Genomic DNA, 25,740 nt, shown 5'->3' on the forward strand with positions numbered 1-25,740 from the left:
CTCGTTCAGGGCTTGAACAACGCGACCCAACGCTTTAATTGCCTGATGTCCCGTGGCGCCGCCTGTCTGCCGTAACGCAGGCTGATAAAAACTTCAGTAATACGATCGATTTCGGCTGCATGCAACGGCAATTTGATCTTGACGCGTTCGGCGAAGTCTTTCGCGCCCTCGCCTGAACCCTTGGTCAAGCCCTTCTTAGCGAGTTTATCGCAGAAGCGCGCATAAATCAGCAGCGCCGGATCGGTTTTCCGGCGTTTTTGATAGAGCATTGATGCGCTTAGCAATAATGTCATCACGGCTAGGATCGCGGTCAGCCAATACACCATCACCTTGCTGTCCTTGATGCCGAATTCAGATAGTAAATTAGCTTGGTGCAGACTGTTGTAATCGATGACCCAACGCTGCCAGTTGTAATCGACAGCACCCCAGATAAATCTGGCCTGCTTGAACAGACTGTACACTTTGCTAAACTCTTGATTGTCCAGATCGAAGAAGATTTCCTCGCCCGGACTCAAGCGGCTAATATCCAGCGGATATTCGATTCTTTCCGGCGCAATAGCCGCGGTCGGATCGTAGCGGACCCAGCCGCGATTCTCATGCCAGACTTCGGCCCAGGCGTGCGCGTCGGCTTGCCGGACCCGGATAAAACGGCCAAGATCGTTCATTTCGCCACCCTGGAAACCGGTCACGACGCGAGCAGGAATATGCGCGGCGCGCAAGAGGTATACGAAAGCGGAGGCATAATGACTGCAAAAACCGGCGCGCGTTTCGAACAAAAACGATTCGATCGGGTTGTCATCGAGCTTCGGCGGTTCCAGCGTGTAGCGAAAGTTCTCGCGGCGGAAATGATCCAGCAAATTTTGTATAAAAAACGCCGGCGGCGCGTCAATCCCGTGCATTCGGCGGACGAATTCTTTAATGCGCGCAGAGGGTTTGCCGGGTAATTGAGTCGCGTCCCGGAATTCGCCGACTGAAAGAGCCCCGGTATTGTAGGCCGGATAGGAAGTCAGCTTGTAGGCGGCACGCTGTCCTGGGTTTGCCGATGTGATCAATTGAAAATTGGCGTTTCGCGTCAGCGGATCAGAAAAGCCAACCGGCATGTCGAGTGCGAACACCCAGTTTTGGGTTTGCGGCTCCATCAACAGGGTATAACGATAAGGACGCCCAGAGACTTTCGGGCTGTGCAGGGAGTATTGCTCAAAATTCCGAGTCTGCATCCAGAGCTTGCCGTTGGTCATCGACATCACCGGCCCCCGCCAATAGCGTTCTTGTGGCGGCGGAATCGGGCCGTCAAACTGCGCGCGGAACACCAATTTATCGGACAAACTCAGATTAGTGATCGAACCGGGCTCCAGCACATCGCTGAGGCCGGCCATGTTTTTGGTTTCGCTGCCGACGGCCATCCATTTCGGGGCTTCGAGGCGCGGAAATAGAATGAACATCGCGGCTGCGAGCGGTGCCGCTTGCAGGATTATCAGGCTAGCCAGTTTCAGCGCCTGCACGATTTTATTCTGCAATCCGTTTATTGAAATCAAAAGCGCCAGCAATAGGCAGCAAACGAACCCGATATAGGCCCCGAGCAGCATGTTTTGTTCATAAAGGAACTGGGTGGCTGCCACGACAAAGGTCATGTAGATAATCAGATAAAAATCGCGCTCCCGACTAATCTCCATCAGTTTCAGGCCCAACGCAGTGATCAGCAGACTGGAGCCTGCGTCGCGGCCGAGAATGCCCTGCCGCTCCACGAACAGCAGCGCGATCCCGAAAATCAGCAGCAAAAAGACAAATAGACGGCCGGGCAGCCAGTGGGGACGCCAAATGCCGAGCAAACGCCAGCTCAGCAAGGCGATGAAAAAGCCGAAAGAAAGAGTCGAGACATGCTGGATGTGCGGCAGCACGGCCAATCCGACAGCGCCGAGCAATAACAGCAGCAGGTTTTTGCCGATTGGAGGCGTCTTCATGCCTGATACAGGGCCAAGGCATCGAGACAGGATTGCCGATGCAGAGCGCCGGTATCGGGCGCCTGCCGGACGCCGGGCAAACAAAGACCGTAGCGCAAACCGGCCTTGTCCGCATCGATTACCCAGCGGCATAATTGGCTCAGCCGCTCTTCCGTATCGTAGCCCGGCGTGCTGTCCAAATTCAGCCAGAGTTCGCCGTTGCTATCGCCTCCGTATTGCTTGCTGAATAGCCCATGCCCTTTGGCATAGGCTTTCCAGTGTATATGCTTGATCGAGTCGCCGGCTTCGTAGTTTTTCAGGCCGTAAAAATCATCGCAGCCCTTTTGGCTGGCGCCCTCCGGATTCAGACTGAGGGCGGCTTGCGGAAAAGGAAGGCCGGCCACGGCAGGCTTCGGATAAACCAGGACTTTCAGATTGAAACGCAGGGGCGACCAGACGCGAAACAGGCCAAGCGGAAAGGTGCTGTATAGGGTGATCGTGCCGGCCTCGCACCAGCCACGCTTCGTGGCGGTCCGATAAACGAAGGTTTGGATTTGATCATCAGGCAAAAGGAACAGATCGGTTTCGGTTTGGCCCGTAATCTTGATTTGCGGGCGGTGTAACGATACCGGATTATCGATACGGATCGGAAAAACCGCCGTTTCGCCGGCAAACACCGGCTTACCGAGACCTTCACGGATTACCAGTCCGGACAGCGCTTTGAAACTGTGCACAGTCGTAATCAAAAAGATGCTGGCCAATAAAAAAGACAGCAGATACACCAGATTGTTGTTATAAACGAACGCAATCAAAAACAGCAGCGCGGTCAGCAACGCAAAACCGAGGCCGCGTCGTGTCGGCAGGATGAAGATGCGGCGATGATTCAGCGTGACAGGCCCCGGCAAGGCTGTTTCGCCGAGCACGAAGCGGCTAAGCCGGAAACGCTCCTTCAAGGCCAACACGCTCATCAAACGGCGACCTGACGAAGTATCGGCGCGGCAACCGCGTCGGATTCCATGCTGCCCGAGCGAATCCTGTGCCCCACGACCGCGGCCAGCACCGCCTGGATGTCTTCGGGAATCACCGCGTCGCGGCCACCCATGTAGGCCCAGGCCTTGGCCGCGGTCAAAAGCGCCAATCCCGCGCGGGGAGAAAGCCCTGTAGGGTAAGCCGCCGATTCCCGGGTAAAGCGGATGATCGCCTGGCAATAATCGAGTAGCGCATTCGAGGCATGCACCTGAAGCACTTCTTTTTGAATGCGTTGCAACTGTTCCTGCGACAGTTTTTCGGTCACGGTATCGATTAAACTGTGCCGGCTTTGACCGGTCAACAACAGGCGTTCGGAGGCGGAGTCCGGATAGCCCAGTTCGATCCGCATCAGAAAGCGGTCCAACTGCGATTCGGGCAGCGGAAACGTGCCGATCTGATGCGACGGATTTTGCGTGGCGATCACGAAAAAAGGCTCCGGCAACGGATAGGTCTTGCCGTCCACAGTGACCTGATGTTCTTCCATCGCTTCGAGTAATGCGCTTTGCGCCTTCGGCGTAGAGCGGTTGATTTCATCGGCCAGCACCATCTGAGTGAAAATCGGTCCCGGATGAAAGGTAAATTGCTGGTTCTTCGCATCGAACACCGAGGCGCCGATCATGTCGGCCGGTAATAGATCGCTGGTAAACTGGATGCGCTGGTAATCGAGGCCGAACAGTTTCGCGAGCGTGTGCGCTAGCGTGGTCTTGCCAACGCCCGGAATGTCCTCGATCAAAAGATGCCCACGCGCCAGCAGGCAACAGACCGCCAACCGGACCTGCCGCCGTTTGCCGAGCAGGATCTGATTGGCCGAATCCAGTAACGCGTTGATTGCATTTTGCATGAGTGATGTTACGATGCGAGGTAGAAACGACGGACTAATGCGCCTGACAAAACATTTCGAAGTATAGCAGGATGTCCGTAACATCCCTATGGGAGCGGAACAGAACGCCACCCAACGATAGACTGACATGGAGGAAAACCCGTGAGCGATTATGAAGAAATACGCGGCAATTTGATCGGCATGCTGGAAGAACTGAACGACCGATTGAGCAAGATTACCGATGATGTGAAGCATACTGCCGAGCCGCCCGAAAAGGACTTTGCGGAACAGGCCGTGCAGGCCGAAAACGACGAAGTGCTGGATTTTCTCGGCAATCGCGCGAGGACAGAAATCGCCCAAATCAAAGACGCGATCGCGCGGATCGATTCCGGCCATTACGGTATTTGCCAAAGCTGCGGCGAGCCGATCGCCGCTGCCCGGCTGAAAGCCCTGCCTTATTCCGACTTGTGCATCAAATGCGCGAGTCAGCAGGGTTGTTGAAACGGCTGCCGCGCATCCGATGACCGAGTTATTACCGATAGCCCGGCAATTTTCCGGGGCGAGTGCGGCTGTCCTGCCGCTGGGCAATGGCCTGATCAATGAGACTTATCTCGTGACGACTGCCACCGAGCCATTCGTTTTGCAGTGCATCAATGCGCGGGTATTTCCGGAGCCCGAAACGATTCTAACGAATCTGACCGAGATCGGCCGGCATATCGACAGCAAGGCGCCGGACAAAGTCGAATTGAAAATACCCCGACTGGTAAAGTCCTCAGCTGGCCTCGAGTCAGTGCGCGATAACCTGGGCAGACTCTGGCGCGCGACCACCTATATTGCCGATACGGTCAGCCTGGAATCGCTCGGCGATTTACGCGAAGCCCGTCAGACCGGCTTTGCGCTGGGACATTTTCACCGCCTGCTCAGCGACCTGAATCCTGCGCGACTGAAGGATACCCTTCCCGGTTTCCATATTGCTCCGGCCTATCTGGCGCGTTATCGCGAGGTCCAGACCATTGCCGATCCGCAACGAATCGACCCGGAGTGCTCGGCTTTTATCGAGCGGCATCAAATGTTCGCGGAAGATCTCGAAGCGGCGAAGAGCCGAGGCTTGCTGCCGCTCAGAATCATCCACGGCGACCCGAAACTGAACAATTTTTTATTCGCCCGCGACCGGAAAAAAGTAGTTGGCCTGATCGACCTCGATACGGTCAAGCCGGGTCTCTTGCATTACGACATCGGCGACTGTCTGCGCTCCTGTTGCCACCGGATCGAAAACGATGCATTCGACCCGGACATCGGCGAGGCGATACTGGGCAGCTATCTCGGCGAAGCCGGGCATTTCTTTACCGGTCCCGATTATCACTATCTCTATGCCGCGATCCGGCTGATTCCTTTCGAATTGGGGCTGCGCTTCTATACCGATCATCTCGAAGGCGACCGGTATTTCAAGGTCGAAGGGCCGGGGCAAAATCTCGATCGCGCCTTGGGTCAATTCCGTTTGTGCGCGAGCATCCTCGGTCAGAAACGGGCGATCAGGGGGCTAATCGAATCCTTGCGCGGCAAGGCTGCGAATTGAATGCAGACGATAGCCGACTTGATGCGGAGCTTCCCCGCCACGGGCGAATTGGTCTGGATCGGACTCCGGCCTGCGCGTCGTGCGGCGATGCTGGCGCTCGACGAAGTGTTTGCCGAGGCGGACGCGGGACTGACGGGCGACCGCCATCACGGCGGCGGCAAGCGCCAGGTCACGCTGATACAGTCGGAACATCTGGCCGTGCTGTCTTCGTTTGCGAAAAGGCCGGTCACTCCCGAACTGTTGCGCCGTAACCTAGTGATCCGGGGCATCAATCTGTTGGTATTGAAAAACCGGACCTTCAGGATCGGCGAAGCGGTTTTGCAGGGCACCGGCCAATGCCATCCCTGCTCGCGGATGGAGAACACGTTAGGCCCCGGTGGTTATAATGCGCTGCGCGGCCATGGCGGCCTGACCGCGCGCATTCTTGAAAGCGGCATGCTCCGCGTCGGCGATCGCTTGACAGTATTGCCTGAAGACGCCGCATCGTAATGCCGGGCAGACGGAATTATGCGCTCGGCCTCGCCCTGGTCTTGCTTGGCGCCTTGGGTTTTTCGATCAAATCGATCCTAATCAAGATGGCTTACGCAGCCGATCACGGCATCGATGCGATCACGCTCTTGGCGCTCAGGATGCTGTTCTCTTTGCCGATTTTCATCATCGCGGCGCTTGCGCATAACCTCAAGGTGCGTCCGCCGGCGTTGTCGAAAAAAGAATGGCTATTCGTCACGCTGCTCGGTCTGGACGGCTATTACCTGGCCAGTTATCTGGATTTCGCGAGCCTGCAATACATCGCTGCCGGCCTGGAGCGGGTAATCCTGTTTCTGTACCCGACCTTCGTCGTGCTGTTTTCGGCACTCCTGTTCCGGCGCCTTATCACCGCTACAGTGCTTATCGCACTGCTGCTCAGCTATAGCGGCCTGATCCTGGTATTTCTCAACCATCTGTCCGCCGCCTCGCCTAATCTCTGGCTCGGCTCGGCGCTGGTATTAGGCAGCGCGCTCGTGTTCGCAGGCTTTACGATGGGCAGCGGAGTGATGGTGCACAAGATCGGCTCGCTCCGCTTTACCGCTTATACGATGACCGCGGCCGGCCTCGCCACCTTAATTCATTTTGCGATACAGCGCGGCACCGCGCTGAGCGGTTTTTCCGCCGACGTCTACGGGCTGGCGCTGTTGATCGCAGTCTTTTCGACCGTCCTGCCGGCGTTTTCGATGAACGCGGGCATCCGCCGGATCGGCGCGGATTTCGCGGCGATCATCAGCACGACCGGGCCGATCGCGACATTGATCTTCGCGTATTTCCTGCTGGATGAGTCGATTTCCGCGCCACAGATAGGCGGCACGGCCTTAGTGTTAGCCGGCGTGTCTGTGTTGGGCCGGAGCAAAGCCTGATTCGGCATGCCATGACAATTTTTGCCAACTAATTTGAGCTCTTGAGGTCTAAAGATTAGTTAATCTGATTCTCTGCTCCGCCCAGGTTGAGTAGAGTGCCTCGCCGGAGGGCCTCGACATGACGATCTCAGCAGCGAAAAACCTTTTCGACCAGCCCCCGCAATGGGTGTGTTTGGAATGCGGTTACAACATGATCGGCGACATGCCCGATGTTTGCCCGTTCTGCGGAGCACGGCACGACCGCTTTCTGAGCTGGGAGGCGGCCGAAAAACAATTTCGGGTGACCGAATTTCCGGTCAACGGCGAGGTGGTCCAACTGCTTTCGGTGCCGAAGCTGGGTTACGAGCACGCCGCTTACCGGATAAAAACCGCGCAAGGCGATATCTGGATCGATGCACCGTCGGCATTCAATCGCGATCTGGCGCCGGTGCGGGCGGTCTTGTTTACGCATCATCACTTCATGGGCGCCTCGAACCAATACCGGCGGCTTTGGGGCGCGCAGATTTGGTTGCATGATCTCGACGCAAGGCAACCATTGGCACGATTATTCGATGTCGATCACCGTTTTACCGGTGACTTTACGGCTTTCGAGATAGAGGCTCATCATAGCGGCGGCCATACGCAGGGTTTCACGTTTTATATTTATCGCGATGTGCTGTTTATCTGCGATTACGTTTTTTTGACACCCGCCGGCATGATCTTCAATCCCTATGGTCCGGAGCGCGAAACCCGCCGGCAGGCATCCCGTATTTTTGAGGTTCTGGCGAACCGGCCTCTTCTTACCGTTTGCGGTTATAACTACGTCGCTCGTTTTGCCGACTGGCTGCCCGGTTTTGAACGCCTGTTGGCAGAATGCTAAGCCTATAGACTTTCTGATTCTTATATTCAACGCTTTAGGGAGGTTCCCTCGATGACCCGGAATGACCCATTCGAAGTACGGCAATCTCTAAACCCAGGCGTTTTCGGCTCGCTTACCTATTACTCCCTGCGTCGTCTTGAAGAAAATACCCGAACGGATCTGTCGCGACTGCCGTTTTCGATCAAGATTTTGCTGGAATCGCTGCTGCGCAACTGCGACGGCTTCGCGATCACCGAAGAGCACGTGTTGCAAGTAGCCGATTGGCGGCCAGAAGCCGACAGGCGCGAGATTCCGTTCAAACCGGCGCGCGTGGTCTTGCAGGATTTTACCGGCGTCCCCGCGCTGGTCGACCTGTCCGCGATGCGCGATGCGATGCGGCGGCTCGGCGGAGATCCGAAAAAAATCAACCCGTTGATTCCTTGCGACCTGGTGATCGATCATTCGGTGCAGGTCGATTATTACGGACAGAGCATTTCGCTCGCGTTAAACGAAGCGGTCGAGTTCGAACGGAATTCCGAACGGTATCAATTTTTGAAATGGGGACAGGCTGCGTTTCGGAATCTACGCGTAGTGCCGCCCACGACAGGCATCGTGCATCAGGTCAATCTCGAATATCTGTCGCAGGTAGTATTTCTGAACAAGGATAATAATCTTTGTTATCCGGACAGTTGCGTCGGTACCGATTCGCATACGCCGATGGTTAACGGTCTCGGGGTGTTGGCCTGGGGCGTCGGCGGCATCGAAGCCGAAGCGGTGCTGCTGGACCAGCCGATTTATATGCTGGTTCCCGATGTGGCCGGCATCAAATTGGTCGGCAAGCTGAATCCTGGCATCACCGCGACCGATCTGGTGCTCAGGATTACCGAACTGTGCCGAAGCGTCGGCATGGTCGGCAAGTTCGTCGAGTTCTTCGGCCCCGGCTTATCGTCGATGAGTATTCCAGATCGGGCCACCATCGGCAATATGGCGCCCGAACAAGGCTCGACGGTCAGCTATTTTCCGATCGACGCGCTGACGCTGGATTATATGCGGCTAACCGGCCGCAGCGCCGGGCAAATCGAACTGACCGAACGCTATGCGAAAGCGCAAGGCCTGTTCCGCAGCGACAACATGCCCGATCCTCTCTACAGTCAGGTATTGACGGTCGACCTCGGCGAAATCGAGCCGTCGCTGGCCGGGCCGAAACGTCCACATGACCGGATTTCCTTAAGCCAACTCGGCTCCGAGTTTCGGCGTATGCTGACCGAACCGATCGGCTTCAAGGGCTTCGGTCTCGCCGAAAACGAACTCGGACGAATCGCAACCGTTTCGATCAACAACGTCAGCGAGGAAATCGGCCACGGCGCGGTTGTGATCGCTGCGATTACGTCTTGCACGAATACCAGTAATCCGTCGGTGATGCTTGGCGCCGGCCTGCTGGCGAAGAAAGCGGTCGAGAAAGGGCTGCGCGTGAAGCGCTATGTCAAAACTTCGCTCGCCCCGGGCTCGACGGTCGTGACCGAATATCTGAAAAAATCGGGCTTGCTGCCTTATCTGGAGCAATTGGGTTTTTATCTGGTCGGCTACGGCTGCACAACCTGTATCGGCAATTCAGGTCCTTTGGAAGAGTCGGTGGCCAAAGCCATCGTGGATAACGATTTGGTCGTCTCGGCGGTGCTGTCCGGCAACCGGAATTTCGAGGGCCGCGTACATCCTTTGACCCAAAGCAATTTCCTCGCTTCGCCGCCGCTGGTCGTCGCCTATGCCTTGGCCGGTTCGACTGCGATCGATATCGCCACCGAACCGTTGGGATTCGATAAGCAAGGCGCCCCTGTCTATCTGAAGGATATCTGGCCGACGAATGACGAGATCAATGCCACGATCACTGCTTTTGTGACACCCGAGATGTTCAAAGCCCGTTATGCCGAAGTGTTTACCGGCACTGCGGAATGGCGGAAAATTACGGTTGCCGAATCCGAACTTTACGCATGGAACGAACAGTCGACTTATATCCGCCAGCCGCCGTTTTTCGACGATTTTCGGGTTGAACGGCAACAAATCAAACCGATCGCAGGCCTCAGAATCCTAGCACTTTTCGGCGATTCGGTCACAACCGACCATATCTCGCCTGCCGGACAGATCGCGCCGGGTTCCCCGGCGGGCTTATACCTCGCAGGCAAAGGCATCGCGCGGAAGGATTGGAACAGTTACGGTTCACGGCGCGGCAACGACGAAGTGATGTGCCGCGGCACGTTCGCGAACGTTCGTCTCCGTAACCGGCTGGTTCCCGGTTCGGAAGGCAATTGGACGCTTTTTCACCCGGCCGGCGAGCGGATGACAATTTTTGACGCGGCGATGCGCTATAAGGAGGCGGACATGCCGCTGTGCATTGTTGCCGGCAAAGAATACGGCGCCGGCTCATCGCGCGACTGGGCAGCGAAAGGTCCTTATCTGCAAGGCGTCAAAGTGGTGATCGCCGAAAGCTATGAACGCATCCACCGCAGCAATCTGGTCGGCATGGGTATACTGCCGTTACAATTTGAGGAAGGGCAATCCGCGGATAGCCTGGGTCTCAAAGGGACAGAAACGTTTGCTATCGATCTCGACGACGAACTGCGGCCGAAACAGCCGGTCAAGGTTACGGCAAAGGGCGCTGATGGCATAACACTCACTTTTCATGCCATTTGCCGGATCGACACGCCGATCGAAGTTGATTATTACCGCGATGGAGGCATCCTCAGAACCGTGCTGAAAAAAATGCTGCCCGGCGAGCAGAGATAAAACCGATAATTTATTTATTCGAGGGCGATCGTATCCTCGATGCAGTGTTTGACGCCGAGTTCGGGGGCTTCCAGCGTCATCTTGACCCGAATCCGATTTGTCCCTTCCAATTGCCCGTTTTCAATGGCTTTCTCTACCGCGTGTTCGATTTCGCGCTGCGAAGTCACGCCGACTTTCTTCAGGTATTTTCTGATTTCCATATTTAATGTATCTTCGTTCATATATGCCTCCCACGGATAGGCTAAACGTTTTCTATTTGCTGGTGGAAACCGACATTTCCTAACCCATGTTATAGTGACTTAAAGAGCGCTAAATAATTCATCTTCCCTGCCCAATCTTTGCGCTATAAAATTTGTTGAACTTTTTATATGCCGTTGAATCTTATCTGTGCACGCATTTTACGGCGTCGGATCAGCCTCGCTCTCCCCCAGCATTGGGCTGATTTTCTTTAAACCCCAAAATACCAACCGGCATTTTGGGGTTTTCTTTATCTATTCGGCCTTTTTGTTTTGGTTTCTTTGCTATGCTCATAGCATCTTTCCCTTGCCCCCCATGCGCATGTCCCCTTTAGATCACGCCGAACTTGTTGCCCTGGTCGAAAGAATGCCGGCTTTTCCGAAAAGTGTGCAGCGAGTAGTGCAGTTGACTTCGAATATCGATGTGTCCGCGAAGGAAATCGTGCAAGTCATCGAATGCGATCCGGTATTGACAGTCAAAATCCTAAAAGTGATCAACTCCGCGTTTTACGGACTCTCGCAGAAAATCAACTCGGTGCAGCGCGCGGTCGTGCATATCGGCTTGAATACGGTCAAAAACCTCGCGATGAGCGTCGCCGCGATGGGCATGCTGAACACCTCGAACAAAGCCAATTTCAGCGCCAATGCGTTTTTGCTGCATGCCTTGACGACTGCCGCGATCAGCCGCAAACTCGCGGAACGGGCCGGCCTCAGTCAACAGGAATGCAGCGATTGTTTCGTGGCCGGCTTAATTCATGACTTCGGCAAGGTCGTGTTCGCGGAATTCATGCCGGAGCAATTTAAGCTGGCTTTAACTAAAAGCCGAGAGGATAATGTTTCACTGCATCTGACCGAGCTCGAATTCATCGGCATGAACCATGTCGAGGCCGGCACGTTGCTGGCCGAGAAATGGGGGCTTTCCGAGTTATTGATCGATGCGATTCGGCATCATCACGGCCAGCCGGTCGATGCCTTCGGCGAATGCCTGTTTGCGGCGAATCAAATTAGCAAACAGTTGCATTTCGGTAACGGCGGCAATCCGGTCGTCGAGCCGTTTCCCGAAGCGATAGTGAACCGGTTCGGCATGCCGCTGGAAGCCCTGATTGAGAGTCTCGGGAATCTAGGGACCGTAGTCAAAGACGCCGAGCTGTTTATCAGCCACTAATAACAAAAATGTAGGCATGAAATTTAAATTTTGGGGGGTCAGGGGCTCCATCCCGACGCCGGGGCCGCAGACCGTCAAATACGGCGGCAATACGACCTGCATCGAAATCAGGACTGACCGAAACGAGCTGATCATTCTCGACGCCGGCACCGGCATACATACGCTCGCACAAACCTTGCTCAAGGACATGCCGATCACCGCGCATATTTTCATCACTCATACCCATTGGGACCATATCCAGGGCCTGCCTTTTTTCATTCCGATTTTTTTCAAAAACAATCGGATCACTATCTATGGCGGCCTCGATCCGGTCACAGGCGAAAACATCAACCGAGCGTTGTCCGCGCAGTTGCAATACAGTTATTTTCCGATTCATGAAGCGCAGTTGAAAGCCAGAATCGACTACATGACGATCAGACCGGGCGAAACGGTCAGCACCGGTAGCGCCCGAATTACCCCGATCATTTTGAATCATCCGGTATTGAATTTCGGCTACCGCGTCGATTGCGACGGCTCCTCGCTGTTTTTTACCGGTGACTTCGAAAGCCCGGCCAATATCTATCAGAGTGAGGACGACGACTATGAATCTTACCGTTTTTTCCTGGGCGAAAAACATCAGGAAATCATAAAGGCGATGAACGGAGTGGATGCCCTCATCGTTGACTCTTCCTATACCGATGAAGAGTACGCGATCCGGGTGGGCTGGGGGCATGGAACTTACCGTTCCGGCATCAAACTGGCGGACGAGGCGAAGGCGAAACGATTGTTTCTGACTCATCATGAACCAACCCGGACCGATGCCGACCTCGATCTGATTTACCAAGGCCTTTTGGAACAACACCCGCAGTTTGCGGACAAACTGTTCATTGCGCGCGAAGGGCTGGAAGTCTGCCTTTAAGCCTCGTCCGGTCTTGTAAACAAATGATCCAGCGCCTGATGCGCCTCGTCCACGCCGCTTTTTTTCAGCGATGAAAACAGCTGCACAGTCAAAGGCATAGGCGCGCCGCTAAGCTCTTCCTGCACCCGCAGCAATACGGCTTTGGCCGCGCCGAAGCTCAATTTGTCGGCTTTGGTCAGTAGAATATGCACGGGCAATTCGGAATGCCCGCACCATTCCAGCATCAGCCAGTCAAATTCGGTCAAGGGATGCCGCGCATCCATCACCAGCACGATTCCGCACAAGGCTTTGCGCCGATTCATATACTCCTCGATCGCTTTTTGCCACTGCTGTTTGATCGCCAGCGGCGCACTCGCAAATCCGTAGCCGGGCAGGTCGACAAAGCGCCTATGTTCATCGATCGCGAAAAAATTGAGCATTTGCGTCCGCCCCGGGGTTTTGCTGATCCGAGCCAGCGCATTTTGCCGGGTCAACGTATTCAGCGCGCTCGATTTACCCGCGTTCGAGCGTCCGGCAAAGGCGATTTCCAGCCCGTGATCGGGAGGCGCATGTTTCAGGTTGGGTGCACTGTTAATAAATTTTGCTTGGTGATAAACTGGGTTCATCGCTGTCTCGCATCACTATGGCAAATAGGGTAGAATCCCGCGCTAGAATGGAAACAGTCAATTCCGAACGTCATAAAAATAACGAAAAATTCCGAGGGGGAGTCTGATGAAAATAAAATTGCTGGCAGTTGCAATAGGTATCGCGATCTACGGCACCGCTACTATTTTACACGCGGAGGGCAATGCGCGCGCAGGAAAAGACAAAGCCGCCTCATGCAACAGTTGCCACGGTGACAACGGCAACAGTGTGGCGCCGAACTTTCCGAAACTGGCCCAGCAGCATGCGTCCTATTTGGTCAAGCAATTGCGCGCCTTCAAGGAAGGAGCCCGTAAAGATCCAATGATGTCGGCGATGGCGCTGCCGTTGTCCGATGGCGACATGGCCGACATCGGCGCTTATTACGCGGCACAGAAAATCTCCGCGAACTCGATGCCGACACTGCCGCCGCCACCCGATGAAGACGAAGACGAGCAGCCGGCCGCACCTGCCGGAAAGCCCAAATCGGTACCCGAACTGATTGCGCAGGGCAGCGATTTATACCGTAACGGCGATCTGCAACGCGAAGTGTCCGCCTGCATCGCCTGCCACGGTCCGTTTGGCGAAGGCAACCAGCCGGCCGCGTTCCCGGCCCTGCATTCGCAACATGCCGACTATTTGATCAAAACGTTGACCGATTTCAAATCCGGCGCGCGCGGCAATACCCCGGAAAACATGATGCACATGATCGCCAAAAAGATGACAGACGAAGAGATTCGGGCGGTTGCCTATGCTATTTCGATGATGAAATAGCCACGTTTAAAAAAGCTCTTGCCGATCAACTGTTAGGTTAGGACATTCCTCGGCTTTAGCGCCGGGGAACGCCGATCCGGAGGAGGCAATCTCTGCACTTGCCAAGTCAACCGTAGGCTGCCTCGCCTACCGCTTGCATCTCTGAATAACGCGGAAAGTTCCGCCAGCGGAATCAGCTCCACCGCTTTATCTGACTGATAGCCGTTTGCCAACGGTCGTTTACAACCACATGGGAAATCGAATAAATGTCTAAAAATTTTCTTCAAATCGGACTCATCATTTTGATCCTTGCCGTTTTGGCGGGAGTTTCCGCATTCTTCTATCTAAAAATGCAGAAACAACCCGGCAGCGAAGCCGCCGCGCCTGAGCAGACCACGGTAACGCCGCCGGCGGCCGCCGTGACACAACCGATTGCCGAAGCCGCCCCGGCGCAGACCGCTGCACTTCAGCCTGCCGGCGAATCCACCGCGCCTGCGCCAACCGAGCAAACCGCCGCTCCCGCCGAAAGCCCGGCGGCGGAAGAACTGACCGGCTATGAAACCCTGGCGACGCCGCAGCCGACTCAGAATCCCGACAAAATCGAGGTGATCGAGTTTTTCTGGTACGGTTGCCCGCATTGCTACGATTTTGAGCCGATTCTCGAAAGCTGGGTCAAAAAGATGCCGGTCAACGTCGATTTCATCCGCCAGCCGGCCGCGTTCAGCGATCTCTGGGCTAAGCACGCGAAAGCGTTTTATGTCGCCCAGGCCTTGGGCGTGCTCGATAAGGTCCATGCCGACTTCTTCGATGCTTTGCAGAACAAGCACCAAAAGCTGGAAACCGAGGAGCAATTGGGCGCCTTCTTTGCCGCCCACGGCGTCAAGGAAGCCGACTTCCATGACGCCTATAATTCCTTCCTGGTCGACACCAAAGTCCGCCAGGCCGCCGTTACGCCAGCGCGCTACGGCGTAACCGGCGTACCGGTGCTGATCGTGAACGGCAAATACAAGGTCGACGGCAAATCGGCGGGGTCGCATGAAAAGATGATCGAGGTCATGAACCAGTTGATCAAGAAAGAAAGCGCGGCGAAAAAATAGCCCGAATACCTTCCATATCGCTCCCGCGCTTCTGCGCGGGAATGCTTTTAGCCGCTCTCCCAGGCGGTGCGTGATTTCAGGTTCTAACAAGCTCTCAATTAAGCGCGGTATCGATTTAGGCTACCGCCGCATCAATACCAAAACCGCATCCCGACCACAAAGCGCACGCTATTTTGTTGCCGGAGCAGAGATTTTTCCTCGACATAATCGAAACCAATATAGGGCGCGAATTCACGCTCGATTTCGTAGCGCAAGCGCATGCCGGCTTCGAATTCGGTCACGCCGGACTTGACGCCTCGGTTTTGGATGTCCCAGGCGGCGACATTGACCTCGATGCGCGGTTGCAGGATCAGACGCTGGGTCAGCAGCAATTCATAACCCAGATTCAACCTGCCGAGCAAATTGCCGTTTTCGTTGATGAAGGCGGCGCTTTCGACTTCGATGAAATAAGGCGCAAGTCCCTGGAAACCGATCACCGCATCATAGGTTCGTTCCGGTTCGAAAGCCCGGCGCGCGCCGATCTGAAAATCCCAATAGGTGCTGATGTTGCGGCTGTAAAGCATTTGCAGATCGGCGCGCCCGAAGATGCCTTGGTCGGCCGAATAATCGCCTTCGGTTTTCAGATAAAACTTGTGCTCGTCGTTGCCTATCCAATTTCTGATATCCCACTTGAACAAATGCAGTTGATCGTTGCCCTCGTATTCGAAACGCTCGGCCATGAACTGGCTTAAAATCATATTGTCATCCTGCGCTCTCGCCGGATACAGGCCAACCGTCCAGACCAGCATGCTCCAACGCAGGATGCGGTGGTATTGGCGATATATACAAGAATGGCTCCTCATCAGTCAGTTCGCTCCCCTTTCTCGACGATCAGCTTCCGAAACATGCCGGCATCCATGTGGTACAGCAGATGGCAATGAAACGCCCATTCGCCTTCAGCATCGGCCACAACGATCACGCTGACCGTCTTTCCCGGCGGCACATTGATCACATGTTTTTTCGGATTATAGGCGCCGTTGCCATTATCGAGATATTGCCACAGACCGTGCAGATGGATCGGATGATTCATCATCGTTTCGTTGACGTAGGTAAAACGGATATGTTCGCCGAACTTGACCCGGATCGGCTCAGACTCCGAATATTTGATGTCGTCGAACGACCAGATATAGCGGTACATATTGCCGGTCAGGCGCAGTGTAATTTCACGATCGGGTTGCCGCCATTCGGGGTTCGGAGCCGCCGCCATCAGATGCTGATAACTCAATGCCTTGTATGAGCCCATCGCCGGAGCTTCCTGCCTACTCTTTTCCGGCTCGGTCATGGGCATCGAAGCGCCATGCCCCTGATGCATCGTATGCTCCGAATGTTCTGCGTGCTCCGCATCGATCGGCTTCTCAGCCGTGTCACTCATCGGCATGCCCTCATGTTGATCATGATGATCATGCTCACCATGGCCACCATGCCCCTCCATGTCCGCCATTGTCAACAAGGTCCGCGGGCGCATTTTGGGCAACTCCGCCAGCAGGCCGATCCGTGGCGTCAATGTTGCCGCGGCAAAGCCGCTGCGGTCCATCGCTTCGGCGAAAATCCGGTAAGCCCGATCCGCTTTCGGCTCGACCAGGACATCATAGGTTTCGGCAACCGCGATCCGGAATTCTTCGACATCGACCGGCATCACCGCTTGCCCGTCGGCCGCGATCACGTGCATCGCAAGCCCCGGAATTCTGACATCGAAATACGTCATCGCGGAAGCATTGATGATGCGCAGGCGTACCCTGTCGCCGGAACTGAACAGCCCGGTCCAGTTCATCGCCGGCGTGTGCCCGTTGACCAAAAAATGATAGGTCGCGCCGGTCACATCGGCCAAATCGGTCGGCTCCATGCGCATCTGCCCCCAAGCCAGCCGGTCGCTTATGGTGTCGGAGAAACCGTGTTGACGAATATCGTTGAAAAAATCAAACACGGTTCTTTTCTGGAAATTATAGTAATCGCTCTGCTTTTTCAGCCGCGCGTGCGTCCGGTAAGGATCGGCTTCGGGCCAGTCGGAAAGCAGCAGCACATAATCGCGCTCGGCCGGACTCTGCGGCGGCACGGGATCGATCACCAGCGCGCCGAACAAGCCCTGCTGCTCCTGCATACCGGAATGTCCGTGATACCAGTAGGTCCCGTGCTGTTTGACCTGAAACCGGTACGTGAAGGTTTCTCCCGGTTCGATGCCGGGAAAACTGACGCCGGGCACGCCGTCCATTTGATAAGGCAGCACGATGCCGTGCCAGTGGATCGACGTGGGTTCTTGCAGCCGATTGATGACATGTAACGTAACGTCTTCACCCTCGCGCCAGTGCAGGGTAGGGGAGGGCAAGCCGTCATTGGCGACGATTGCGGTTTGTTTTTTTCCGGTCAGGTTGACCAACTTCTCGCCGATCGAGAGGGTGTAAGTATCTGCCGCAGCCAAACCGAACCACAGATGCGATAGACATAGCGTGAAAAAGAAAAACCGGCGGAGCGATATTTTCATGGTAAAGCCGACAAGAGTTTAGGGTTCTTCGCACTCGAAGATAACGTCTACTAATCGCTCAAATGCGCTGCGTGGTAACGATGGAATGAATTTTTTACGGCTTGTACAAGACTACAATCGCAAGTGGCGAAAAGGCAAGAAAATCTGTATAGTCGGCGATTGCATATCCGGTTTATGACTATATTCATCTCTTATTCAGATGTCTACCGTAGATTTACAACCACTCGGTCGGTTCAATGGCCGAACATTATTTTAATAACGAGGAGTTACCATGAAAAAAATGAATAAATCGCCTTTGGCCGCTGCGATGGGCGCAGCTATCATCTCAACCCTGTCAGCAACTGCCAACGCTGAAGCCAATCCGTTCGGCATGGCCGAGTTGAACAGCGGTTACATGCAAGTCGCGGCCGGCGAAATGGCCTGCGGCGCGAACATGGGCGGCATGGACAAATCCAATATGCCGCCTGCCAACAAAACGGCGGAAGGCGCATGTGCCGGCCAAAAAATGGCCGCTCCGGCACCCGCTAAAGCCGCCGAAGGCAAATGCGGTGAAGGCAAATGCGGTGGCATGATGGATGACGGAAAGATGAAAAAAGGCATGGAAAGCGTCTGCGGCGCGATGATGAAAGGCAAGGAAGGCTCTTGCGGCGCGACGAAGAAATAATTCGGCCCGAAGCCGAGGGAGAGGCGCCTTCGCCGCTCCCTCGGGAGTTGAATTTTTCCGATACCGCAAATCCTTTCAAACGCCCTTTTATGCCGCATTTTCTCGTTCTAGGCGCGGGCCTCGGCCTGAGGCGGTCTTTGCTCGCTGAAATCGCCGACAACCCGCCTGCGCAAACGGTCGGTTTCTTTGAGGTCGCCCCCGAAAACTGGATCACGCTCGGCGGCCGATTCGGCAAACAATTCCGCGCGCTGACCGAACGCTTTGATTTCGTCTGCCACGGTCTGTCCTTATCGCTCGGCAGCAGCGATCCTCTCGATGAAAAGCTGGCGCTGGATATCAAACGCTTCATGGCCGAACATCAAATCAAGCTGTACAGCGAACATTTGAGTTATTGTAGCCACAACGGCCATCTTTACGACCTGATGCCGATCCCGTTTACGGAAGACGCGGTCAGGCACGTCGCATCACGCATACGGCGCGTACAGGAACTGCTCGAGCAACGCATCGCGATCGAAAACGTCTCTTACTATGCCGCGCCCGGCCAGGAAATGGCCGAGATCGATTTTTTCAATGCGGTCGTGCAGGAAGCCGATTGCGACATCCTGCTCGACATCAACAACATCTATGTGAACAGTGTCAATCACGGTTACGACGCCGAAGCCTTTTTAAAGGCAATACCGGCCGACCGCATCGCCTATGCGCACATCGCCGGGCACTATGTCGAAGAGGAAGACTTTCTGGTCGATACGCACGGAGCGGAGGTGATCGATCCGGTCTGGAAATTGCTCGGCAAGGCCTACGAGCTTTACGGCGTGTTTCCGACGCTGCTCGAACGCGACTTCAATCTGCCGCCGCTTGCAGAACTGCTCAGGGAAGTTCAGACGATCAAAACGATACAGGACGCCTGGCGCATCGAACACGCAAAACGTTCGGCCTGATTGACGATGGGCGTCGATTTCAAAGCCAAACAGCAGGAATTTTCGGCCTATCTGCGCGATCCTGCAAAGCATCCGGCGCCGGCCGACGTGAAGCCGGGACGGATGGCGATATACCGGGAATTGTTCTTCAACAATATAGACAACTTCCTGGCCGTCAATTTTCCGGTGCTGCGCAAACTCCTGACCGACACGCAATGGCGTGAACTGGCAGAGGACTTTTTCACCCGCCATACCTGCAAAACGCCTTATTTCACCGAAATCGCCGAGGAATTTCTCGACTACCTGCAAACAGAGCGAAACCATCCTGACGACCCTCCTTACATGCTCGAGCTGGCGCATTATGAATGGGCCGAAATGGCGGTGTCGATCGCGAAAGAGGACAACCCGGTCAATCCGCCATTCTCCGGCGACTGGTCTACCCAAGCCCTGCATTTATCGCCGCAGGCCTGGCCTTTGGCCTACCGTTTTCCGGTGCACCTAATTTCGCCGGACTATCAGCCGTCGGAACCGCCCGAGCAGCCGACCTTCCTGATCGTGTACCGCAATCTCGATGACGAAGTCCGTTTCATCCACATCACCCCGATTACCTACCAACTCCTCGCTTTGATCCAGGAAAGGCCGGGACAGACGGCCGCCGCCTGCCTGAAGTCGGTTGCGGAACAATTGCGGCATCCGCAGCCCGAGATCATTTACGAGGGTGGGCTCAAGATCGTGCGAGACTTGGCTGCCAAGAATATCATTCTTTTCGACGCCAAAAGATAGGATGGATTCGCCGAAGGCAATCCGTCTTACGGGTTCACGATGACATACCGCTCACGGCCCAGAACGTGTCAAAACGCATAAAAATTTTCAGCATGCTCGCAAGAAGAATTATCACTATCTCTGGCTGGCCGCCAAAAAATGGGGGTATTTCCAAAAATCGTTTCAGCACTCCCTATTGGGCAGATATAAGCCGCTAAGGTAAGGATTTTCGAAATACCTCTCCCAAATGTTTACGCAAATCTTTATACAAAGTGCGTCGCCGGCATTTGGGAATAAATACCACATGATATTTACACTCCCATCGGGAGTGACTTAAGCTTTCGTTCTCGTCCATCAGCCTCTCCTTGCCGGTTCACGATGCTGAGTTTCCTGACGGACTCCTCTGTATGTCAAGCTTTTTGCTGTCTCCCCGGCAGAACCGGGGGATTTCTCATTTTGGTTAAAGACCCAACCCATCGTTAAATCCCCATAGAAGACTGCCGCCTATTCAGAATCCTCACTGCGTAGCCCGCGGCTTCCTCCCTTGAGGCTTGTCCGACACCTGCCCGCCAAGGTTTGTCGCATCACGCAGCCTTCTGGTTAAGGGCAGGCATCCGACAGCCCTTAACAATAGCACCAGTTCACGACTTGCCAAAAGCTGACATTCACTACTGGCGTAATGGAATCGGAATCGATGGCTGATTTGCATAGGAGCTGGTGGTGATTTTGCAGGGAGTTCGTAATTTGTCAGATTCTAATATGTTGATTACCATAAATGCGGTACTCCTCGATATTGCTTGGGAATAGGTTTTATGGGAACGGTTGGATTAAAATGACCCATTAGTCACACTCGCTGAAACGGAAAAAATGACAAAACCACATGAATTGCTTGAAGGCTTGCTTGAATAAGTGAATAGCAACAAGTTCATTGGCATTTCTTGAGCTCTCTAAGTCATTGATTTGCTATTCACAGGTTGCAAACGAACTTCTCGCGAAGCACTTATATTGAAGAGCAAGCGAAAGCCATTAATCCAAAAGCCTTCCGTCTTTCCTCGCCAACCGGATTTCTCCGGACTCATCTTCAATTAAAGAACATTCCTGGCCTCGATTTCGATTTGAGGCCGGAGGGCGATCATATCTGGTTGCGCCTAGAGCGCCTTGAAACCAGCCCGCCGCCACCGCTTCCAGAGCATCTAAAAGAGCTTATCCAGGCAAGCAACGATCCGTTCGCCTCGCACGCGTCATTGCTAATCGAACAACGTCAAAACAGCCTTGCGTTGAGTGACGATCGATCCGTAGCGGCCGCCGCAAATTCGGGATTGACGCAAGATGACTGGATTGCGCGCGATGCCGATGAAGTCAATGAAGCGGCCGCTCCCTACGATAGACAGGAACTGACCGCAGAGGAAACGCCTCGGGAATACCTATCCGAAATCTATCAATATCAACAGGAATGGCTAGCCTGGGCCGAGGTCGAAAAACCCAGACGGCAAAGCATTTCCCTGTATGGCGATCTGTTTGCGCTAAAGCACCAAATCGACGCGGAAGAAACCGCCAAGCCGCAAGAATTTGTCTGGGGGATTGGCGTGTCCACGTGGCAGATTCCGTACGGCGAAAACACGCTCACCGTCGAATATCCGATCCTCACCCAGGCGCTGGAAATATTCATCGACAATAAAAGCATGGCCATCGAGATACGGCCGCGCGCGACGGAAACACGGGCGGAGCTGGATGCATTCATCGCATGTTCGATTCCGGGCGCGGCGGAAGTCGAACAGGCAATCAAGGAGCAACTGCAACGGGACAAAGACCGCCCCGTGACGCCATTCGACGCGTCGAGCTACTCAGGAATTCTAAAACTTGCGGCGTCGAATCTGGATGGTAACGGCTGTTACCGGGAGCTCCTGGCAAGCGGCGACGCGTTGCCGATGCCGGGAGCGAATCTGGTGGTTACGGATGGCTGGGTGTTGTTATCGAGACCCCGCTCCAATAACTATTTGGTGGAAGATCTCAAAAGACTGAAAAGCAAGCTGGCGTCCGGATGCGCAATTCCGATGGGACCATTGGCGCTTGTGACGCCACCGTCGGATCGGCAAATTGAGTACGAAACGATTCAATTCAGGGGGCTATCAAGCCGTGGCTCAAGCGACGGCAAATCGCAAGAATTGTTCTTCCCCCTGCCCTACAACGAAGAACAAGTCACCATTATTCAGCGCTTGGAAAAGTCCGCCGGAGTGACCGTACAAGGGCCGCCCGGTACCGGAAAAACGCACACGATTGCGAACGTAATTTGCCATTATCTGGCTACCGGCAGGCGAGTATTGGTCACCTCGCGCGGCGAACCCGCCTTGGAAGTGCTCCAGTCTAAAATTCCGGAGGAGGTACGGGCGCTCACCGTGGCACTGATGGCGAGCGATCGCGAAGGCGTGCGCCAGTTCCAGGCCGCGATTGAACAAATTCAGCATCAGGTCTCTCACCTGAATCCCGAACTCACACGGCGTCAAATTACCGAATTACAAACCACGATCGACCGAGTTCACCATGAATTATCGGCGATCGACAGTCGGATAGACGAGATCGCCCTCGCCCAATTGGCAGACATCGATGTCGACGGCACGCCCATGCGCGCCCAGAAACTGGCTGAGCTGGTCATTTCCGGCGCCGGCCAATTCGGATGGTTTGACGATGCGATCACGCTGGCGTCCGAGAATGCGCCGCCTTTGCCGGAAGACGAGGCCGGCCAATTACGCGATGCCCGCCGCAAACTCGGTGCGGATTTGGTCTATGTCTCGGCAAAATATCCGTCGGCGGATTCCCTGCCTGCATCCAGGGAAATCGGCGAACTACACGCAACCTTGTCCAGCATGCGCCTGATTGAGGCGGAGGTTGAGCGCGGTAATATCCTCGAGTTGAAAGCGTCTACCGCGGATGTGATTGCAATGGCCAGAGAGCTTCTGAGGCTGATTGAAGAAAGCTTGTCCGTGATCGAAGAAATCGAGCTTTCGAACGAAACCTGGCCCTCCGAACTGCGGGCGAAATGTCGCCTGGAAAAATTTGCTTTAGAACGCCAAGCGCTCGAGTCGCTGTTTACCGATATCGATGCCCTGATCGAAGCGCGAGCGGAATTCCTGAAACGCCCCGTTGAAGTCTCCGAGGCGGCATTGAATTCGGCAAAGACGCAAGAAGCGATTGCAAGAGCGGCCGAGACCGGCAAACCGTTCGGACTCTTTGCCTTTGGTGCCGCAGAGGTAAAAGAACTGATCGCGACAATCAAAATATCGGGCTTGTCGCCAACATCCAAGGACGATTGGCTGCATGTAAACCGTTATTTGAGTCTGAATGAGAAAGTGATTTCGCTGGTAAGCCGCTGGAATAATTTTGCCGATGACTTGTCGCTGCCCAAGCTGCAAGGAAGTATAGCTAAATTGCGCGGCATCGAAATGACAGCGACTCTGGCGAAAAAGACACACCGCCTGGCGACGGAGTTGGATGTAAAGCTGCCTAAACTCGCGGAGTCGGTTTTCGCGGAGGCGCCGCGTAAAGCGTTGCTGGGAAATTCTGCCGATCTGCAAAATGTGAAGGCTCACATATCGAGGCATCTCACCAAGGCCGAACTGGCCAAAGCCACTTCCCAGCTAAACCTTGTACAGGAAAAACTGGCCGGCAAAACGGGCCCGGTTTCAACAGCTCTTAAGGCATTCATCGAGCATCAACTCGGCAATCCGGACAATCCTTCGGAGAGAATCGTTGCACAATACGCCGAGTTGATTGCCGAACTCAGACGCATCGATACGCTGACAACGGAACTGACCGGAGTCCGCGATTTTGCAGTGCGAATCGAGCGGGCGGGCGCGCCGAAGCTGGCGAGCCGGGTTCTAACGCAACCGGTCGCCATGACCGGCGAAGATACCGTGTTTCCTGTCACGTGGCGGCAAGCATGGAATTGGGCCAGGATGCGGACCTATTTGGATAGCATCGAAGCCCGCAACGAACTCTTGGGCCTTGCCGCAAAACGTACCGATTTGGAAGGAAGCTTATCCCGCCTTTACCAGGACATGGTCGCGAAGGCAGCCTGGTTAGCCACGAAGCAGAATGCGACGCCTAAAATCCTTCAGGCTCTGGCCGGCTATGCGGCCGCAATCCGGCGTATCGGCCAGGGAACAGGCCCCAACGCGACCCGTTACCGCCGTGATGCCAGGGAATCGATGATCGATGCGGCTGGCGCGGTCCCCTGCTGGATCATGAGCCATGCCCGCATCTCGGAGGCGATGCCTGCGGACATTGGCGCCTTCGACCTGGTGATTGTCGATGAAGCCAGTCAATCCGATCTGTGGGCTCTGCCGGCGATATTGCGCGGAAAGAAAATATTGGTGGTGGGAGATGATAAACAGGTATCGCCGGAAGGCGGCTTCATTTCGGCCCAGAAAATCGAATCGCTGAAAACCCGTTTCCTTGCCGGGCAACCGTATGGCAACGAAATGACGCCGGAGCGATCGCTTTATGAGCTTGCCTCGCGTGTATTTGCGGCGCAACAAGTGATGCTGCGCGAGCATTTCCGCTGCGTGCCGCCGATCATCGCCTATTCCAATCGCGTTTTCTACAAAGGCGCCATTCAGCCCTTGCGTATTCCGAAGGCGTCCGAACGTATCGAGCCGCCTTTGGTGGACATTTACATTCCGGAGGGCTTCAGAAATAAGCAGGATCTGAATGACCATGAAGCGCAAGCTATTGCCGATGAAATCGCCGCGATCCTGAAAAACGACCAGTTTACCGGCAGGACGATCGGCGTCGTATCCCTGCTGGGCATGGAGCAGGCGAAATACATTGACGCTGTCGTACGGGATCGTTGCGATGCGGCTGAATTGCTCCACCGCAAATTCGAGTGCGGGGATGCCAGAACCTTTCAAGGCAGTGAACGGGATATCATGTTTCTCTCCATGGTGGCGGATAAAGAAAACTGCCATGCGCTGTCCAGGCTGGGCCATGAGCAACGGTTCAATGTGGCGGCCAGCAGGGCTCGCGACCGCATGTATCTGGTGCGCTCCGTTGAAGCGTCCGACTTATCGGAAAAGGACCTGCGCCTGACGCTGCTGAGCCACTTCAACAAGCCCTTGATCAGCGATACGGAAGAGGCGGAATTACTGATTGATCGCTGTGAATCGGGCTTCGAGCGAGAAGTCTTTTCGATATTGACGTCGCGCGGCTATCGCGTCATTCCTCAGGTCAAGACCGGCGCCTATCGAATCGACATGGTCGTCGAAGGCACCGGCGACAATCGCTTGGCCATCGAACTCGACGGCGACGAGTTTCACAACCCGGACCGCTGGCAGCACGACATGAACCGTCAGCGCGTTCTGGAAAGAGTCGGTTGGACTTTCTGGCGTTGCTTTGCATCGACTTGGTCGCTTCGCAAAGACGAAGTACTGGATGAACTCCTGGCCCGATTAACGGCAATGAGTATCGAGCCTATGGGAGCCATACAGCAGGCACCGGCTTTCGTGGAAAAACGGGTTTGGATGCCGAAACAGCATGAAGTGAGTCAAACCTCGAATGAGTAGCTAACCGTTCTTTATTCGCTAAAAGCCGACGCTCCCAAAAATGCTGAGAGCAATTTGATTTTGTTTCATTGAACGGTTTCTATATCGATGGCCAAAACGAATGGCCAGCTTTCGCCGAGAATTTTTTGGAATGAGTCGGCTGGTAATGAGCGAGAATACTAATCTATCAGTCTGGC

At 54.8% G+C, this 25,740-nt stretch carries 21 protein-coding genes and 1 pseudogene; 14 read left to right on the forward strand and 8 right to left on the reverse strand.

The window, feature by feature from the left end; genetic code table 11:
• Positions 1 to 5: 5 nt before the first annotated feature.
• Genes U2W12_RS10150 through U2W12_RS10160 form a run of 3 tightly spaced genes read right to left on the reverse strand, consistent with a single transcriptional unit; the run spans position 6 to position 3,810 of the window.
• Positions 6 to 1,961: a DUF3488 and transglutaminase-like domain-containing protein gene (locus U2W12_RS10150; protein ID WP_326500567.1), complete on the reverse strand. Its 1,956-nt coding sequence runs from the start codon at positions 1,959 to 1,961 to the stop codon at positions 6 to 8.
• Positions 1,958 to 2,908, reverse strand: a complete 951-nt coding sequence (locus U2W12_RS10155) for a DUF58 domain-containing protein (protein WP_326500568.1) — start codon at positions 2,906 to 2,908, stop codon at positions 1,958 to 1,960. Before U2W12_RS10155 ends, U2W12_RS10150 begins: the two co-directional genes overlap by 4 nt.
• Positions 2,908 to 3,810 carry a MoxR family ATPase gene (locus U2W12_RS10160; RefSeq protein WP_326500569.1) on the reverse strand — a complete coding sequence of 301 codons (903 nt, stop codon included), beginning with the start codon at positions 3,808 to 3,810 and terminating at the stop codon, positions 2,908 to 2,910. Before U2W12_RS10160 ends, U2W12_RS10155 begins: the two co-directional genes overlap by 1 nt.
• A gap of 141 nt (positions 3,811 to 3,951) precedes the next feature.
• Between U2W12_RS10160 and U2W12_RS10165 the strand changes: the two genes are divergently transcribed.
• From U2W12_RS10165 to acnA, 6 genes are all read left to right on the forward strand, one after another.
• Entirely contained in the window at positions 3,952 to 4,290 is a 339-nt protein-coding gene (locus U2W12_RS10165; RefSeq protein WP_326500570.1) for a TraR/DksA family transcriptional regulator, read from the forward strand.
• Between the two features lie 19 nt (positions 4,291 to 4,309).
• Positions 4,310 to 5,365 carry an aminoglycoside phosphotransferase family protein gene (locus tag U2W12_RS10170; protein WP_326500571.1) on the forward strand — a complete coding sequence of 352 codons (1,056 nt, stop codon included), beginning with the start codon at positions 4,310 to 4,312 and terminating at the stop codon, positions 5,363 to 5,365.
• 21 nt (positions 5,366 to 5,386) lie between these two features.
• Positions 5,387 to 5,854 carry an MOSC domain-containing protein gene (locus U2W12_RS10175; protein WP_326500572.1) on the forward strand — a complete coding sequence of 156 codons (468 nt, stop codon included), beginning with the start codon at positions 5,387 to 5,389 and terminating at the stop codon, positions 5,852 to 5,854.
• Positions 5,854 to 6,756 (forward strand): DMT family transporter, encoded by a 903-nt coding sequence (locus U2W12_RS10180; protein ID WP_326500573.1) that lies wholly within the window; start codon positions 5,854 to 5,856, stop codon positions 6,754 to 6,756. The genes U2W12_RS10175 and U2W12_RS10180 overlap by 1 nt, the downstream gene beginning before the upstream one ends.
• A gap of 118 nt (positions 6,757 to 6,874) precedes the next feature.
• Entirely contained in the window at positions 6,875 to 7,615 is a 741-nt protein-coding gene (locus tag U2W12_RS10185) for a rubredoxin-like domain-containing protein (RefSeq protein WP_326500574.1), read from the forward strand.
• 51 nt (positions 7,616 to 7,666) lie between these two features.
• The gene (acnA, locus tag U2W12_RS10190; RefSeq protein WP_326500575.1) at positions 7,667 to 10,375 is read left to right on the forward strand and encodes an aconitate hydratase AcnA; all 2,709 of its coding nucleotides are present in this window, start codon (positions 7,667 to 7,669) and stop codon (positions 10,373 to 10,375) included.
• Positions 10,376 to 10,389: 14 nt separating this feature from the next.
• Here acnA and U2W12_RS10195 read toward each other — a convergent pair whose 3' ends face one another.
• Complete coding sequence (locus U2W12_RS10195; RefSeq protein WP_326500576.1) at positions 10,390 to 10,596, reverse strand: DUF6494 family protein; 207 nt, start codon at positions 10,594 to 10,596, stop codon at positions 10,390 to 10,392.
• A 337-nt stretch (positions 10,597 to 10,933) separates the two neighbouring features.
• Here U2W12_RS10195 and U2W12_RS10200 point away from each other — a divergent pair, with 337 nt between their 5' ends.
• Both U2W12_RS10200 and U2W12_RS10205 read left to right on the forward strand, forming a co-directional pair.
• The gene (locus tag U2W12_RS10200; RefSeq protein ID WP_326500577.1) at positions 10,934 to 11,776 is read left to right on the forward strand and encodes an HDOD domain-containing protein; all 843 of its coding nucleotides are present in this window, start codon (positions 10,934 to 10,936) and stop codon (positions 11,774 to 11,776) included.
• 16 nt (positions 11,777 to 11,792) lie between these two features.
• Positions 11,793 to 12,674: an MBL fold metallo-hydrolase gene (locus tag U2W12_RS10205; RefSeq protein ID WP_326500578.1), complete on the forward strand. Its 882-nt coding sequence runs from the start codon at positions 11,793 to 11,795 to the stop codon at positions 12,672 to 12,674.
• Here U2W12_RS10205 and yihA read toward each other — a convergent pair.
• Entirely contained in the window at positions 12,671 to 13,279 is a 609-nt protein-coding gene (gene yihA / locus U2W12_RS10210; protein WP_326500579.1) for a ribosome biogenesis GTP-binding protein YihA/YsxC, read from the reverse strand. The two genes, U2W12_RS10205 and yihA, sit on opposite strands and share 4 nt — an antisense overlap.
• Before the next feature lie 106 nt (positions 13,280 to 13,385).
• On the opposite strand from yihA, the gene U2W12_RS10215 reads away from it, so the two are divergent.
• Positions 13,386 to 14,069, forward strand: a complete 684-nt coding sequence (locus U2W12_RS10215; protein WP_326500580.1) for a c-type cytochrome — start codon at positions 13,386 to 13,388, stop codon at positions 14,067 to 14,069.
• Between the two features lie 245 nt (positions 14,070 to 14,314).
• Entirely contained in the window at positions 14,315 to 15,145 is an 831-nt protein-coding gene (locus U2W12_RS10220) for a thiol:disulfide interchange protein DsbA/DsbL (protein ID WP_326500581.1), read from the forward strand.
• 131 nt (positions 15,146 to 15,276) lie between these two features.
• Here the strand turns inward: U2W12_RS10220 and U2W12_RS10225 are convergent, their stop codons facing one another.
• On the reverse strand, positions 15,277 to 15,987 hold the full coding sequence (locus U2W12_RS10225; RefSeq protein WP_326500582.1) for a copper resistance protein B: 711 nt from the start codon (positions 15,985 to 15,987) through the stop codon (positions 15,277 to 15,279).
• Positions 15,987 to 17,663, reverse strand: coding sequence for a copper resistance system multicopper oxidase (locus U2W12_RS10230; RefSeq protein WP_326500583.1), 1,677 nt, complete (start codon positions 17,661 to 17,663; stop codon positions 15,987 to 15,989). The genes U2W12_RS10225 and U2W12_RS10230 overlap by 1 nt, the downstream gene beginning before the upstream one ends.
• 271 nt (positions 17,664 to 17,934) lie before the next feature.
• On the opposite strand from U2W12_RS10230, the gene U2W12_RS10235 reads away from it, so the two are divergent.
• The 3 genes from U2W12_RS10235 to U2W12_RS10245 all read left to right on the forward strand — a co-directional run bounded on the left by U2W12_RS10235 (position 17,935) and on the right by U2W12_RS10245 (position 20,027).
• Positions 17,935 to 18,327 (forward strand): hypothetical protein, encoded by a 393-nt coding sequence (locus U2W12_RS10235; protein ID WP_326500584.1) that lies wholly within the window; start codon positions 17,935 to 17,937, stop codon positions 18,325 to 18,327.
• Between the two features lie 89 nt (positions 18,328 to 18,416).
• Positions 18,417 to 19,265 (forward strand): DUF692 domain-containing protein, encoded by an 849-nt coding sequence (locus U2W12_RS10240; RefSeq protein WP_326500585.1) that lies wholly within the window; start codon positions 18,417 to 18,419, stop codon positions 19,263 to 19,265.
• 6 nt (positions 19,266 to 19,271) lie between these two features.
• Positions 19,272 to 20,027 (forward strand): putative DNA-binding domain-containing protein, encoded by a 756-nt coding sequence (locus U2W12_RS10245; protein ID WP_326500586.1) that lies wholly within the window; start codon positions 19,272 to 19,274, stop codon positions 20,025 to 20,027.
• 208 nt (positions 20,028 to 20,235) lie between these two features.
• Here U2W12_RS10245 and U2W12_RS10250 read toward each other — a convergent pair.
• A pseudogene (locus tag U2W12_RS10250) lies at positions 20,236 to 20,361 on the reverse strand (transposase); the annotation flags it as partial.
• Between the two features lie 619 nt (positions 20,362 to 20,980).
• On the opposite strand from U2W12_RS10250, the gene U2W12_RS10255 reads away from it, so the two are divergent.
• A complete protein-coding gene (locus U2W12_RS10255) occupies positions 20,981 to 25,564 on the forward strand; it encodes an AAA domain-containing protein (protein WP_326500587.1) in 4,584 nt (1,527 codons plus the stop codon).
• Positions 25,565 to 25,740 lie beyond the last annotated feature (176 nt).

This window comes from Methylomicrobium sp. Wu6, from assembly GCF_035916875.1.
Lineage (GTDB): Bacteria > Pseudomonadota > Gammaproteobacteria > Methylococcales > Methylomonadaceae > Methylomicrobium.

What these genes read in the sequence shown, in the direction of transcription:
- U2W12_RS10150 (WP_326500567.1), bottom strand. Translation starts at nt 1,961, where the DNA reads ATGAAGACGCCTCCAATCGGCAAAAACCTGCTGCTGTTATTGCTCGGC.
- U2W12_RS10155 (WP_326500568.1), bottom strand. Translation starts at nt 2,908, where the DNA reads ATGAGCGTGTTGGCCTTGAAGGAGCGTTTCCGGCTTAGCCGCTTCGTG.
- U2W12_RS10160 (WP_326500569.1), bottom strand. Translation starts at nt 3,810, where the DNA reads ATGCAAAATGCAATCAACGCGTTACTGGATTCGGCCAATCAGATCCTG.
- U2W12_RS10170 (WP_326500571.1), top strand. Translation starts at nt 4,310, where the DNA reads ATGACCGAGTTATTACCGATAGCCCGGCAATTTTCCGGGGCGAGTGCG.
- U2W12_RS10175 (WP_326500572.1), top strand. Translation starts at nt 5,387, where the DNA reads ATGCGGAGCTTCCCCGCCACGGGCGAATTGGTCTGGATCGGACTCCGG.
- U2W12_RS10180 (WP_326500573.1), top strand. Translation starts at nt 5,854, where the DNA reads ATGCCGGGCAGACGGAATTATGCGCTCGGCCTCGCCCTGGTCTTGCTT.
- U2W12_RS10185 (WP_326500574.1), top strand. Translation starts at nt 6,875, where the DNA reads ATGACGATCTCAGCAGCGAAAAACCTTTTCGACCAGCCCCCGCAATGG.
- acnA (WP_326500575.1), top strand. Translation starts at nt 7,667, where the DNA reads ATGACCCGGAATGACCCATTCGAAGTACGGCAATCTCTAAACCCAGGC.
- U2W12_RS10195 (WP_326500576.1), bottom strand. Translation starts at nt 10,596, where the DNA reads ATGAACGAAGATACATTAAATATGGAAATCAGAAAATACCTGAAGAAA.
- U2W12_RS10200 (WP_326500577.1), top strand. Translation starts at nt 10,934, where the DNA reads ATGTCCCCTTTAGATCACGCCGAACTTGTTGCCCTGGTCGAAAGAATG.
- U2W12_RS10205 (WP_326500578.1), top strand. Translation starts at nt 11,793, where the DNA reads ATGAAATTTAAATTTTGGGGGGTCAGGGGCTCCATCCCGACGCCGGGG.
- yihA (WP_326500579.1), bottom strand. Translation starts at nt 13,279, where the DNA reads ATGAACCCAGTTTATCACCAAGCAAAATTTATTAACAGTGCACCCAAC.
- U2W12_RS10215 (WP_326500580.1), top strand. Translation starts at nt 13,386, where the DNA reads ATGAAAATAAAATTGCTGGCAGTTGCAATAGGTATCGCGATCTACGGC.
- U2W12_RS10220 (WP_326500581.1), top strand. Translation starts at nt 14,315, where the DNA reads ATGTCTAAAAATTTTCTTCAAATCGGACTCATCATTTTGATCCTTGCC.
- U2W12_RS10225 (WP_326500582.1), bottom strand. Translation starts at nt 15,987, where the DNA reads ATGAGGAGCCATTCTTGTATATATCGCCAATACCACCGCATCCTGCGT.
- U2W12_RS10230 (WP_326500583.1), bottom strand. Translation starts at nt 17,663, where the DNA reads ATGAAAATATCGCTCCGCCGGTTTTTCTTTTTCACGCTATGTCTATCG.
- U2W12_RS10235 (WP_326500584.1), top strand. Translation starts at nt 17,935, where the DNA reads ATGAAAAAAATGAATAAATCGCCTTTGGCCGCTGCGATGGGCGCAGCT.
- U2W12_RS10240 (WP_326500585.1), top strand. Translation starts at nt 18,417, where the DNA reads ATGCCGCATTTTCTCGTTCTAGGCGCGGGCCTCGGCCTGAGGCGGTCT.
- U2W12_RS10245 (WP_326500586.1), top strand. Translation starts at nt 19,272, where the DNA reads ATGGGCGTCGATTTCAAAGCCAAACAGCAGGAATTTTCGGCCTATCTG.